Source organism: Arthrobacter sp. NQ7, assembly GCF_029581595.2.
Taxonomy (GTDB): domain Bacteria; phylum Actinomycetota; class Actinomycetes; order Actinomycetales; family Micrococcaceae; genus Arthrobacter; species Arthrobacter phenanthrenivorans_B.
Map to the genome: position 1 here is coordinate 1 of NZ_JARFXU020000044.1, position 12,453 is coordinate 12,453.

General features: G+C 63.7%; 15 protein-coding genes. 5 read left to right on the plus strand and 10 right to left on the minus strand.

Features of this window, described 5'->3' with window-relative positions; all coding sequences use genetic code 11:
* The 4 genes from PUN71_RS22715 to PUN71_RS22730 all read right to left on the minus strand — a co-directional run.
* Positions 1-850, minus strand: an 850-nt coding sequence (locus tag PUN71_RS22715; protein WP_277800254.1) for an alkaline phosphatase family protein, incomplete at its 3' end; no start/stop codon positions are given.
* Positions 851-1,094: 244 nt separating this feature from the next.
* A complete protein-coding gene (locus PUN71_RS22720) occupies positions 1,095-2,753 on the minus strand; it encodes a phosphodiester glycosidase family protein (RefSeq protein ID WP_277800255.1) in 1,659 nt (552 codons plus the stop codon).
* Between the two features lie 310 nt (positions 2,754-3,063).
* A complete protein-coding gene (locus tag PUN71_RS22725; protein WP_277800256.1) occupies positions 3,064-3,477 on the minus strand; it encodes a hypothetical protein in 414 nt (137 codons plus the stop codon).
* Positions 3,478-3,586: 109 nt separating this feature from the next.
* Positions 3,587-3,808: a hypothetical protein gene (locus PUN71_RS22730; RefSeq protein WP_277800257.1), complete on the minus strand. Its 222-nt coding sequence runs from the start codon at positions 3,806-3,808 to the stop codon at positions 3,587-3,589.
* Between the two features lie 985 nt (positions 3,809-4,793).
* On the opposite strand from PUN71_RS22730, the gene PUN71_RS22735 reads away from it, so the two are divergent.
* The 4 genes from PUN71_RS22735 (at position 4,794) to PUN71_RS22750 (ending at position 7,727) form a co-directional block, all read left to right on the plus strand.
* Positions 4,794-5,006 (plus strand): helix-turn-helix transcriptional regulator, encoded by a 213-nt coding sequence (locus tag PUN71_RS22735; protein WP_142068833.1) that lies wholly within the window; start codon positions 4,794-4,796, stop codon positions 5,004-5,006.
* Positions 5,006-6,238, plus strand: coding sequence for a tyrosine-type recombinase/integrase (locus PUN71_RS22740; RefSeq protein WP_142068831.1), 1,233 nt, complete (start codon positions 5,006-5,008; stop codon positions 6,236-6,238). Before PUN71_RS22735 ends, PUN71_RS22740 begins: the two co-directional genes overlap by 1 nt.
* Positions 6,239-6,673: 435 nt before the next feature.
* Entirely contained in the window at positions 6,674-6,934 is a 261-nt protein-coding gene (locus PUN71_RS22745) for a type II toxin-antitoxin system VapB family antitoxin (RefSeq protein WP_142074062.1), read from the plus strand.
* Positions 6,935-6,992: 58 nt separating this feature from the next.
* Positions 6,993-7,727: a hypothetical protein gene (locus tag PUN71_RS22750; protein ID WP_277800258.1), complete on the plus strand. Its 735-nt coding sequence runs from the start codon at positions 6,993-6,995 to the stop codon at positions 7,725-7,727.
* Positions 7,728-7,816: 89 nt separating this feature from the next.
* Here the strand turns inward: PUN71_RS22750 and PUN71_RS22755 are convergent, their stop codons facing one another.
* Positions 7,817-7,984 carry a helix-turn-helix domain-containing protein gene (locus tag PUN71_RS22755; RefSeq protein ID WP_142068827.1) on the minus strand — a complete coding sequence of 56 codons (168 nt, stop codon included), beginning with the start codon at positions 7,982-7,984 and terminating at the stop codon, positions 7,817-7,819.
* 227 nt (positions 7,985-8,211) lie between these two features.
* Here PUN71_RS22755 and PUN71_RS22760 point away from each other — a divergent pair, with 227 nt between their 5' ends.
* On the plus strand, positions 8,212-8,424 hold the full coding sequence (locus tag PUN71_RS22760) for a hypothetical protein (protein ID WP_277800259.1): 213 nt from the start codon (positions 8,212-8,214) through the stop codon (positions 8,422-8,424).
* Between the two features lie 269 nt (positions 8,425-8,693).
* Here the strand turns inward: PUN71_RS22760 and PUN71_RS22765 are convergent, their stop codons facing one another.
* The 5 genes from PUN71_RS22765 to PUN71_RS22785 form a co-directional block, all read right to left on the minus strand.
* Positions 8,694-8,900 carry a hypothetical protein gene (locus PUN71_RS22765; RefSeq protein ID WP_277800260.1) on the minus strand — a complete coding sequence of 69 codons (207 nt, stop codon included), beginning with the start codon at positions 8,898-8,900 and terminating at the stop codon, positions 8,694-8,696.
* Positions 8,897-9,640: a hypothetical protein gene (locus tag PUN71_RS22770; RefSeq protein ID WP_277800261.1), complete on the minus strand. Its 744-nt coding sequence runs from the start codon at positions 9,638-9,640 to the stop codon at positions 8,897-8,899. Before PUN71_RS22770 ends, PUN71_RS22765 begins: the two co-directional genes overlap by 4 nt.
* A gap of 127 nt (positions 9,641-9,767) precedes the next feature.
* The gene (locus PUN71_RS22775) at positions 9,768-11,744 is read right to left on the minus strand and encodes an APC family permease (protein WP_277800262.1); all 1,977 of its coding nucleotides are present in this window, start codon (positions 11,742-11,744) and stop codon (positions 9,768-9,770) included.
* A gap of 98 nt (positions 11,745-11,842) precedes the next feature.
* Positions 11,843-11,971, minus strand: a complete 129-nt coding sequence (locus tag PUN71_RS22780; RefSeq protein ID WP_277800263.1) for a hypothetical protein — start codon at positions 11,969-11,971, stop codon at positions 11,843-11,845.
* Positions 11,968-12,150 carry a hypothetical protein gene (locus tag PUN71_RS22785; RefSeq protein ID WP_277800264.1) on the minus strand — a complete coding sequence of 61 codons (183 nt, stop codon included), beginning with the start codon at positions 12,148-12,150 and terminating at the stop codon, positions 11,968-11,970. Before PUN71_RS22785 ends, PUN71_RS22780 begins: the two co-directional genes overlap by 4 nt.
* Positions 12,151-12,453 lie beyond the last annotated feature (303 nt).

Consider the following 12,453-nt stretch of genomic DNA (forward strand, 5'->3'; position numbering starts at 1 on the left):
GGTCGCCGATGTTTTTGCCGGTCATGCCGGCAAGGTTGTTGGTCTTGGCGTGGCTGTTGTTGGAGCAATCGTCGTAGACCGGGTCCGGGTCGTTGATCATGGTGCCGACGCCGTTGGCGTCAGGGACACGGACCGTGTAGTCGCTGGCGGTGGGCGCCACCGGCTGGCCGGCAGCGTTGAATTCCTTGACACCGTGGGTCTGGCCGGCGACCAGGCTCAGTGCGCCCGGGGTGGAGGGCCCGAAGACGGTGCTGAAGTGGTTGTCGCTCATGGCGTAGTTCTGGGCGTAGTTCCAGATGCCGGTGACGGTGTTGCCGTCGTAGTAGTCCATCGTCAGGCCGGGGCGTCCGTACTGGTTGGGCGCACATGCGTCCTTGCTGGTGAACTCCACGAACTTATCCATCAGGCCGCCGTTGTACGCCTTCTGCTCGGCGGTGTACTCATGGTCCTGGTCGCAGGTGACGGCCTGCATCGGGGAGAGCCGCGCCGACTGGACCGAGTTGGGGTTGTTCGGTGCCAGCAGCCCGGCGTTCGCCAGGGTGTTGACGTCCTTGGGGGTGTCGTCAGAGGCCTTGAAGGCGGCCGCGGGGGAGCCTGTGCCCTGCTGGGTTTCGCCGGCGGTGTTGGCGGCGTTGGGGTAGGTGGCGAAGTAGTGGTCGAACGACACGTTTTCCTGGAAGAGGACGACAACGTGTTTGATCGGCGTCGCGGTGCCGTCCGTGGTGTTGCCGGCGGTGGCCGGTGTGGCGCCGAAGCCGACCAGCCCTGCCGTCAGGGTCGAGGCCGCCAGGGCCGCAGCGCAGGCGGCGGCAGCCCGCTTCCTGGTCAATAGTTTTCGTGGTTCAAGCATGGGGAGACCAATCCTTTGTGGGGTCCCGGCGGCGCCGGATTATGTCCTGCTGTGCGGCGGGGATGCCGCGGACGGGGCGTCGTCAATACAACGGCCCGTCATGGTGTGGTTGAGGCCGCTCCGCGCTGACTCTCAACGGTTCGAAGCTACTCGGCAGTAATGAACCGGGTATGACCGGCTGGTGAACGGAGGACGGGCAGGCCCGCCGATGGCCGTGGGGGTGTGGCCGGCGGGCCTGATCGCGCTAGTTCTTTGCGCCCGGCAGGAGCAGGAGGGCGTCGCCGACGGGGCGTTCACCGGTGGCGTCCGACGGGGAGTTCATGACTTGGCCGCCTTGGACCATGGTGGTGGATCCGCCGCCGTCCAGGTTCATGGCGTTGACCATTCCGAGGGACCTGGCCACGTGGGCTTCTTCGTTCAGGCTCAGGCCAAGGGAGGTGGTTTGGCGTCCGTCGGCGGTGACCAGCAGGGTGCGGCCCTGGGCGTCGACGCCGGCGAAGGTGCGGGGGTTGCGCTTGTGGACCCAGCCGTAGAAGAAGCTGTTGCTGTCGTTGGTCCGAACCATGCCGTCGCGTTTGGCCGTGACGTCCAGCTGGCCGTTCCGGACCAGGGTCGGGCCGCCGTTGACGACGTCGGTGGTGGCACTGGTTTTCAGGGTCTTGCCGCTTTCGGTGAGCAGGTCAGTGTCGACCTTCAACTTCTTGCCGGGGACGGCCAGGGCGGCGAGCTTGTCGACGTCCGAGCCGATGGCCTGCAGGGTACGTCGGCCGGTGGGGACCGCGGTGCCGCGGGTGTGGTTGACCGCGGTGACGGTTCCCTGGGCGTCCAGGACGACCTCGAGTCCGGGGCCGGCCGGGGTGGTGGGGCCGTACTCGGGGGTGAAGGCGACGATTTCGTCGGCGTCCGTGCAGGTGAAGTCGTGCAGCGGAAGGTTGGTCGGGGTATCGTCAGTGCCGCCGCAGTTGCGGATGAGCCCGGGCACCCGGTCGATCCCGTCCAGGGGGAGTTCGCCGGCGCCGGGAGCGCTGACGGTGCCATGCCAGTGCAGCCGCTGGATGGACGTGCCGTTCTTATCCAGGACCAGGGAGGGCCGGTCGCCGACGGGTTCGCTGAGGACCTTGCCGTCGTGCACTGCGGCTCCCGCGGGGTCGCCCGGGGCACCAGCTGCGGGATCCATGGTGAAGAACCCCCCGTTCACCGCTGCCAGCGCACCGGAAGCAGCGGAGAGCTGGCTGGTGGTTTCGCGGTCTTCGAGGGTGGGGCCGAAGGAGGAGGTGAGGTCGCCGTCGAACTCTTTCGGGTCAATGGTCAGCACCTGCAGGTTCCAGGGGCCGCGGTCGTCCTCGCTGGTGCCGGCGTCGCCGTCCCAGCCGGTGTAGATCATCGAGGCTTTGTAGCCGGCGGCCTTGATCTGATCGATCGTGGCGGAGCCGTCCGCCTTGGACCCGAACTGGCCCATACGGACCCGGTAGCCGAGGTCCCCGCCAGCGTCCGCGAGCTGGGGTGACTGGACGTGCTCGACGCGGGCGGTGAGGCCTGTGGCGGTGAGCTTGTCTGCGACCATCTGGGCCTGCGCCTGGGTGGACAGGGCGGAGGCCGGGGCGTCGGGGTCCGGCGAGGTGGACGGGACGGCGACTTCAGCGGTCCAGAAGAAGTCCTGGGTCGGCGCGCCGCGGGTGATTGTGGTCCGGGTCAGCCCAGGGGCCAGGGTGGTGACGTTCCGCGTCTCGGGCAGGTCCTGCGCACCGAGATCAAGATGGGCGGAGGATGGCGCGGCATTCTGCTGATCCGGGGCTGCCGGTGCCGCGGTGGAGGCGCCCGCCGGTGTGAGGAAGGCGAAGGGAAGGGACGCGGCCAGGGCGGTGATGACAGCGCGGCGGTGACGATGACTGGGGGTGATCATGGTTATCGACACTAAGGTGCCGTGAAGTCAGAGCAGGCTCCCAGACACTGCGGTTCCTGATGCTTCGGGAAGTGTTCATCAGCCGTTGGGGAGTCCTTGTCCAAATGTTCCTGCCCGGTGCCGTAACCCTCACCGCGGACAACGGAAAGGGTGCGCCCCGTTCGCTGAGCGCACCCTTTTCATTCCCCTTCGCACCGGATCCCCATCCGATGTCCACCATCATAAGCATGCTTACCAATGTGCGCGCAAGCCCGATTGCGTCTTCGTAGCGGAAGCGCCACCGATTCGTCATTTCCCTGGTGGGTGCAGCCTAGGGCAGGTGTTGGCTTGTGCCCCGGGCCACGGCGTCGACAAGCATCTCGTTGAGTGTGACCCATCGGGAGGACCAGCCGAGCCAGTAGGAGCCGCGGATCCATTCCTCTCGGATGGGCGCTTTGCTGCGGGTCATCCCGCCCTCCAGATGCAGCCGGTACAGCTCCGCGTCGGTGCCGACAGCCAGGCCTGTGTCGGGAAACAGGACCCAGCCGAAGACAGAAGTGCGATGCCTTCGATGGCCGCTGTAGGTCTCCAGCGGCAGGGGATGTATGCCGCGGGCCTGGGCGGTCTGGACGAACTCGACCAGGCGTCGCCTCAGTACCTGCTGCCGCTCCGCCTCATCGGGGTTGTGTGCCTGGGCACGATGACGGTCCGCCGGCAGCCTGTTCGGGTCCTCTGGAAGTCCCATGCCCGCATAATTACACAACCGGCCCCGCCTGTGTACCGGTAAGTTGCCCCTGGTATCCGGCCGAGTGGCGCGGGCCATTGTTGGAGCTCACATGCCAGTGAAGGCCTGGCTACCTTCTGCGGTCGAGGAGCCAGGACGGATCCATGTCGGGTTCCGGGCGCCGGCGGAGCCTTCTGAACAGGGCGATGAACGGCAACAGAAGCAGTTCCAGCAAACCGCTGGCGATCAGCAGCGCGACGAGCAGGACAATGACCGGCAGGTAGAGAAGGAAGACCCCGCCCATTGCGGCAAGGTAGCCGGCCGTGTAGCTGAGGATCGTCCCGGTATCCATGATGGCTCCTTAATGCTGATGCGGACGTCGGATTCTTTGGAGCCTCAACCGGCGGGGCACCGGGTTTTGACCTGTTACGGGCGGGACAGGCCGCCCCGACCGGTGCGGCCGGTAGCTGGTGAGGTTCGCAGGCGGGGGAGCCGAAGCAACCACCGAGGACCCTTTCCTGCGGCGGCGCAGCGTCAGGAGGACAAGCAGGGTCAGGCCGACCCACACGAAGGCAACAACGAAGATCAGCGCCACGGACTGGGCCGTTGGCATGGCCGGGTCCCCCGGGAAGGCGCGGAGTGCCGCAGCGGCAGTTTGAGGGGCAAGTGATGGTCAGCGATGGACATGGTGCCCCGGCTCTTGAAGGCTACCGTTGGGCTGGCTGCATAACTCGGTAGGTCAAGTTTCCGCCCACCGCCTCTGGGCGGCAAGGGCGCCGGACCTCGACAACCGCGCCGTTATCGAACTGCGGCCTTGGTGACGGCTTGGGGATTCCGCGGGCCCAGTACGTGATCAATCATTGCCGGCCCGACCCTGCCCTGATGATCAGGTAGCCGTGCCTTGGAAGTGGCTCGGCTCTTAGTAGATCCCCGGCTGAGATCCCGATGACTGGCCATCCGGCAAGCGCTGCAGTTTTGCGAGCGGTCTCCAGGACGAGCTCGTCACTTTTGAGGTCTTCGGCTGACGCCAACGTGATCTGCGCCCGTTAACCAGCGAAAAACCCCGGAAACCCCTAAAGCAAGGGGCTGTCCGGGGTTTATCCCGAGCTTCCTATCAGAATCGAACTGATGACCTTTTCTCACCAGTTCATGGTTTCACTGAAGCTCCTGGGGGTTCCCCCAGACCTCTGAATCGCCGGATTCCCGGGTCTTTTGTGGTCTGGAGGGTTCCCGTGGGTTACCGGTCGTTACGTTTCAAAGTGTGCCCCAAAGTGTGCCCTGGGACCCCGTTGACAAAAAATGCCGCCCGTCGGGAGCTACGGCGCATAGAAGCCTGCATGAACACCAATTCAGTAGCACCGTTTGTGGCAGCCACGTGGCTGACCCGTAAGGAAGCAGCTGCCTTCCTCCGGCTCTCCCCAGCAACCCTGGCGAACTGGGCCTCAATGGACGTGGGGCCTCCATTTACTCGCCTTGGGGGCGGGCGTACGTTTTACCGGCAGGAAGACGTTGATTCTTGGATGCTGTCCCAGAGCGGCAGGGACGCCTGATGGCAAGGACCAAAATGCTGCCTTGGCAGCCAGGTAAATTCAATACAAAAAAGGACGAGGCGATGGGCCGCTGGGTGGCTCGCGCCAGGTACCGCGACGGCGCCGGAAAATCCGTACCCATCAAGCGGCAAGGGAGGACAAAAGGCGGCGCTGAGCAGGCCGTGCGTGCAGCCGTTAGAGAGGCCGAGAAAACCTGGGGCACGGCGAGTAGCCCAAGCCCTCTTACGTTGGCCCGGCTGGCCGCAGAATGGCTCGATGTTATCCGACCGGCTTCGGTCGTCATAGATCCTCAAACACAGTCCGGAAGTACACCTACCGCCGGGCTCCGCATGCAGTCTTGGCTCCAGTATCAGCAGAAGCTGACCGCACACGTGATTCCGGTTCTTGGAGATATTCCAGTGGAGACACTCACGACACCGCAGTGCCAGCGCGCCATTCACGCCTTGTATGACGTTGAAGCCGGGACAGGATTCAGGACGGCAGCCCTCACCAAGCAGGTGTTGCAGCAGCTGCTGGACCACGCCGTCCAGCAGGGTTACCGTACGGACAACCCTGTTCGGAGCATCTCCAAAATCCCAAGGAAGAGGGCAAAACCAAAGATCATGACGCCGAGCACCGTGCGGAAAGTGCACGCAGCGGTGACGGAGCGCCAGGTTGAACCAGGAGTCGGCGGGCCAAAGCCTACAAGCCGACTGGCGGACGCGGTCCTCCTGATTGCAGCGACGGGCATGCGTGTAGGAGAAGTTCTTGCCATCCGATGGGAGGACGTTGACCTTTCCTCCACACCACCCACAGTCACGGTTAGCGGCACACTCGTGGAAGGGCGGTACTTCTACCGCCAAGACTTCCCGAAGTCGGAGGACAGCGAGCGAATATACCCAATAACGGTCCCATGGGCCTCCGGCATGCTCCTTCGTCGCTCTGCCAATGCTGAAGCCACACGGACAGGAGCAGTGTTTGGAACACGAAACGGGACATTCTGGCGCCCGTCTAACTTCCGGAAAGACTTTGCCCGGGCTCTTAGGGCGGCAGGAATCACAGAGGCAGTCACGCCGCACACATTCCGTAGGACCGTGGCCAGCCAGCTGGCCGCCTGGTTCGATGACCAGTCCGCTTCAATACAGCTCGGCCATTCCTCACCCGAAGTTACTCGTCGCTCCTACATTGTCAGGCCCAAGTTGATCCCTGACTTCGGGGAAGGATTGGGAAACCTGGCACCAGAGCGGTCCTAAACCATCTAGGCGGATAGTGCCTGCTCTATTTGGGGCAGGGCGTCGGCGTCCAGGCTAGTGCCGTTCCTTAGGGGATAGCAATCGGGCTTTCCTCCCGGGCCTTGTGACTAGCGCGCAGTGGTTGGGGCTTTCCGACCGGCCGGCAACGGCAGCTGATTTACAGTGATTTGCCCTAGGCGACTTGCTTCAGCCGGCAACGACTCCTACCCCGCACTTCCGGGGGAATCTGAGGACTGCCGGGTGGTGCTGCCACTGTCCATATCTGGCGTCCACCTGAACTGTGTGCTCACTTGAGGACGCTGTGAGCGACGACTCTAGGAGGTAACTTTGGGAAACTTCAACTTGCGGTACTTGGGTACTTTGGCGCACTATTGAGTCATCACCGCGAATACGCAAATAACGCAAATTAGAAAAGACGTGGGTGAACAAAACGACATGACTACTGCCACACCTATCAAAGTTGACCAGCAAACCGATCGCCTTATCTCACATGCAGCACATTTCTTCGGCAAGACGAAGAAGGCTGTTGTAGACGAAGCGATGCGCCAGTACATCGAAAGCCATCGTTCCGAGCTTGCTGCGGCAATCAAAGATGCAATGACCCAGCTTGACGGATCCAACGCGTCCGTAGTGTCAATGATGACCGGACTCTCCCCTGAAGAGCTCGATGAGCTCGGCGGCGTCCCTGAACAGTAACGAAAGATAACAACCCATGGCCTCTGAGCAACGATTCGTACGCCCTACATTCGGATGCTTGGAGGTCTTGGGCGTTAAAAAGCCCTCGATCGCCGTGCCAATGGATGCCGTAGATCATCCGTTGGTGGCAAAGGCCCAGAAGATTCCCGATCTCATAGAGTCTCACGATGCCGAACCGATCCTTTCCCTGCATGATCGACGGTGGATCAAGGTAAAGACCGGAGAGTTCCGCGGCGGTATCACTGCCGTAGCCCCCGAAGACCAGTGGTCAAATATTTGCAAGGACGAATCACTCTGGCTTGGCCTCGCTGGAAAGCGGCAGGCCGACACGCCTTCAAAAGACTTCTATGCTTCCCTGCCGGCCAATACTTCTGGCTTCCTCCCCACGGCCATGGACTGGAAGCGTTGGTATGCGGAGCAGGCCTGGGCGGCCAAGTCCATCATGCAGGAGATGGTCCGGAAATGCGCTTGGCTGTCCCTCAGCACAAGCAGAGCATTCTGTTTCCCTATCGGTGATGCTCTGATATGGGTAAGAGTCCGCATGATGGAAAGTGGCATCGTCTACATCGCTATTGGCGCTCACGGACTGGCTGACGCCTCCACCTACGCTGTCCTCATGTCGTCATTCCCGGATGTGCCGGTCGACGACTGGCTACCTGAGCCGGACGGGGTTGCAGAGCTCGAGGTGGAACCTGGAGAGATGATCTTTTCCGCCATTCTCAGCCCATCGGGGCAAAGCGCCCTCTTGGAAGAGGCTGACCAGCGTGAATGGGCGCTGGAACTGGATAACTAGCCCGGGGCCGAAGAGTCCCGCCGGTTGCCACCCAACCGGCGGGAGATCACCTACCCGCCCTTGGCTGCTTGGCCCGCCACGCCTGAAAATCAGCCCACGGGATCCGGATAGGCGACGTCCGCCCATTCGTCTTGTACGCATTCGGGAAATCCCCCCGACCGGGCCATGGTCCGCACCGTCTCCGGGTGCATGCTCAGATACTCTGCTACGTCGTTCTCCCTGGCGTCGCCGGTCCGGCGCTTCTCGTCGTTAGTCATGCCCCAGAAGTTACAGCCGGCGCATGGTCGGCTCATTGACGCGCCAACACCTACGGCGAGCCTTCCCTAGAGCTCCCCAAAGTTCTTCCCTAGAGTTGGCCCCACCAAGTTACTGGCCAGTTCAGTTTGGGGCAAACGAATCGCCAAATTTGTCGGTCCCGCTCAGTACAGTGAACTTGGACCGGATGCGCTGGGCATGCGGCCAACGATGAGTAAGGGGGCCATCCATGGCCGATTACACCTACGTCGAAATTGACGACGATCAGGCGAAAACGCACGACAAGGCACTTCTAGCGGCCCAGATCCACTTGCTGGAGACCATCCCGAAGGTCACCATCAACACTCTAGGCGGGCAAACGATACGGAACCTGGCCGAGGCCTACGCGCTCTTGCGTGGCGCTGCCGTCCAGGCGGGGGAAGTCGACAACGCCCGTGGCTAAGACTGAGTTGCGGGAAACCGACTATGAGTGCCCGGTATGCAAGCAGGTTTTAGTGCAGCGATACACCTACGGTCCGGATGGATCCGCGGCCCAGGTCTTGGACTGGAACCGGGTGGGAAAGCCTGCGTGCCCCGACCGTCACAAGTTTGACTGGTCGGCAGAAGGGCCCGACTAGTAGCCGCTAAGCTATACAGCCTCGCTTGGGGAGTATGGCAGGGCTCCGCACGTGGAAGGCTGATTCCGTATCAGCTGCCGTGTTGGAATCGTCGCTACCAGAGTCGGAACCAGCCGAGGGGCACGAGACCGGCCATGTAAGCAATCCCTGCTGGAAGGAGCCCCTGTTCGTTCAGTTCACTGACTCCTCCGTTGAAGAAGGGGAGACGGTCGGCGAAAAACGCGCCAAGCGCGAGTCCTGCAGAGAACACAGATCCCCTCTCCTGCGAAGACAGCGGACGAACCTTGGTGTTTGTGCTCACAGACCCAGGTCCTTTTCAGCGGTGACCCAGTTGGTAGCGACCGCCTTCTGGGCGGCGGCGAGGGTGACCCTGTGCGCGCAGACGGCCTTGTTCAGGCGGGTCTCGATGGCGTCCTTGGGGTTGGTGGTGCCCGGCGCTCCGGCGCGGTTGGGTTCGGGCCAGAGGTTGGAGACGGCGTTGGTGCCGCCGAGCTGGAGCGAGATCAGGTGGTCGTACTCGGTGGTGGACGCTTTGGTCTGGCCGTACTGGGTCAGGCTCAGTACCTTGGTCTTGTCGGTGTCCGAGGCGGGGGCGCGCACCGTGGTCGTGTAGCCGGACTTGCAGATGGTAGAGGCCAGGTTGTCCTGGGTGACGGCCGGGTCCACGGCGCCGGGGGTGCAGGCCGGGTCGGGCAGGTACAGCCCGGCGGCAGCGTCGATGGTGCGGGCCTTGCACTGGCCGGGTGCCAGGTTCAGGTCGATGGCGACCTTGTTGGGGGAGTGAACGGTCTTCACGTCCGTGGCGGTGCCAGCCGCCGGACCGGCCGGGATGGCTGCGATCGTGGGTGCGGTTCCGTCGGCGGTGTCCTGGCCTTCGGTGCTGTCCTCGTCATCACCCTGAGCTGCAGGTGCTGATGAGGCCGTGGTGCCGGGTGCGGCCGACTGGTGCTTCTGGGCGTTGGTGTAGAGGAAGCCGACGATCACCAGGGCGGCGATCAGTGCGGCGGCAAGGAGGGCGAGGCGGGAGCGGGAGAACGTCATGACTCACATGTGTACGGCGGGTCAGAAGAACATTCCCGGGCAGCTGGCAGAGAAGAAGGGGACGCCGCAGCGTCCCCCTCCCCGTTCTACCCTGTGGGCAACCCTATGCGGGCCCACGCCGCGCCGGTCAGCCCACGTGGATGCCGGGCCTTGCCGCCTTGTCGGGTTCGATCTCGCGGAGGATCTCCCGCACCAGCGGGGGCGTATCGCCCTGGCCAAGGAACAGGTAGCGCATGAGGTGGTTGACCGGGCTGCCCTCGGACCATTCGAAGTAGCACTGGGGCTTGACCCCGGTCGAGTCCCGAAGGGCCAGCAGGACCGCGGCAATGGCGTTCGGTACGGCCGGCGACTTCACCCGGAGGACCCGGTAGCCCTCGACCTCGATGCCTTCGACCACGAGGGTGTGGCTGAACTCCGACGGGTCGGAGATTTCCACCTCCAGGAAGATGACATCTGCAGGGCCGGGAACGGGGTTGAGTCCGCGCTGCTCGTACTCCTTCTCGGCGTACTCTGCCTTGTCACCGCGTTGCTTCTTGTTGGCGATGATGTGCAGCTCGCCGTCGAACGCGATCGAGTCGGTGATGAACTGGCGAGCGGCCTCGTCGAACTCGATGGTGTCCACCCGCAGTTCGGTGGTCCGGCTCACCCGGGAAATAAGCGAGACCGCGATGATTCCGGCGATGAAGAACCCGGAGATGAGGATGCCGTCCGGTTTTTCGAGGACGTTGTCGCCCAAAGCATAGAGCAGGATCAGAGTCAGGATGCTGAAACCGACGGCCCCGGCCCGGCTGCGGCGCCGGATGGCCGAGACGGTCACGGCGACTGCGCCGGAGACCATCATGGCCAGGATCCCGGTGGCGTACGCCCCGGCCTGGGCGTTGACGTCCGCCTTGAAGGCGATGGTGATGCCGATGCTCAGCACGGTGTAGACCAGCACCACGGGACGGACGGCCCGGCCCCATTCCGGTGCCATTCCGTAGGCGGGCAGGTAGCGGGGCACGATGTTGATGAGCCCGGCCATCGCTGAGGCGCCGGCGAACCAGAGGATCAGGGCGCTGGAGATGTCGTAGACGGTGCCGAATCCGGCTCCGAAGAGCTCGTGGGCGAGGAAGGCCAGGGCGCGTCCGTTGGCCTGGCCGCCATCCTCGAACTCCTTGGCCGGGATCATGACCGTGGTGAGGAAGCTGGTGGACATGAGGTAGACGCTCATGATGACGGCAGCGGTGGTGAGCAGCTTGCGTGTGTTCTTCACCCGGGAGGCCATAACCTCGTCAGGTGTGGTCCCGGTTGCCTTGATCAGCGGCATCATTGATACCCCGGTTTCGAACCCGGACAGGCCCAGGACGAGCAGCGGGAAGGCGATGATGGCCGGGCTGACCAGCCCGATGGGGCTGCCGCCGCTGGAGAGCAGCCGGTCGGTCCAGCCGGCGACCAGGGAGGGGTCCGCGGCAAGGTGAACGAGTCCGGCGACCACGACGGCGGCGTTCAGCAGCAGGTAGACGGCCACCAGGGGGATGGCGACCCCGACGGCCTCGTTGAAGCCGAGCAGGAACACTCCGCCGAGGATCAGCAGCAGGACGACGGTGATGATGACCGCGCCGCCCTTGAGGGCTTCGGGGATCAGGGGGTTCTCGAGCAGGTGCACTGAGGCGTCGGCGGCGGAGAGGGTGATGGTGATGATCCAGGAGGTCGCCACGAAACCGAGGAGCAGCAGGACGAAGAACTTGCCGCGCCAGAAGGGCAGCAGCTTCTCCAGCATGGCTACCGATCCCTGGCCGTGCGGGCTTTCCTTGGCGACCCGGCGGTACATCGGCAGCATGCCGAGCAGTGTCAGGGCCACGATCAGCAGGGTGGCCAGCGGCGACAGCGCACCGGCCGCCAGAGCCGCGATGCCGGGCAGGTAGGACAGGGTGGAGAAGTAGTCGACGCCGGTCAGGCACATGACCTTCCACCAGGCGTTGGGCTTGTGGTCTTCCTCCGCCTCCGGGCCGGCGGGGGCCACCTGGTTGGCGAGCAGCCAGCGGACCAGGGGTTTCCGGTCCGGGCCTGACGCCTGCTTGAGGTCAACGTGCGCCGGGATGGCGTGGTCGGGGGTGATTTTCATCGGGTCTTTCTGTCGGGGTGTGGAACCGTCTGCCCCCGAGTCGGGGCCAGTGGAACCGGGCAAGTCTAGTCCGGGTTTTGCCGTACCTGATGCTGGTCTTACCCAGCATCGAGCTGGGCAAGCAGGCCGCTGTCGCTGGGGAGGTGGAAGGCGGTGCACCACGGATTGCCCAGGGGGTCGTTTCCGGCCGGGACGGTGATGCTGTCGAGGACGTGCTTGCCGTTCATGTACCGGGTGAGCTTGATAGCGATGCGGGCGCCGTCGGCATCAGCTTGGCCTCCTGGATGTGCCCGGTGACCAGGCGGCCATTGTGATCGGTCGAGCCGGTCTGGATGTAGCGACCGCTCAGCTGCGGGGCGAGGGCGACGATGTCGTCGCTACGCATGTCACGGATGTGAATGCTCACGCCTGCCGTGTGTGCCTACGCCACGGTCCTAGCCCCCCGAGTCGGCGGCAGTCCTCCGAGCCGGGTCGGGCTGTTGGTCTGTGGGTGACAGGGGCGGTGGGTCTGTGGGGCTGTTGGTCTGTGGGGCTGTTGGTCTGTGGGGCTGTTGGTCTGTGGGTTTCAGGTTCGGTGGGTTTGTGTGGCTGTTGGTCTGTGGCGACGTGGGTATTTGGGTGATATGGGTTGTGGGGCTTTGGTTGTGTTTTTTTGCGGGTGAGGAGGGGCGTTGGAGTTGTGTATTTTGGTGTGGTGGGGTGTAGGAAA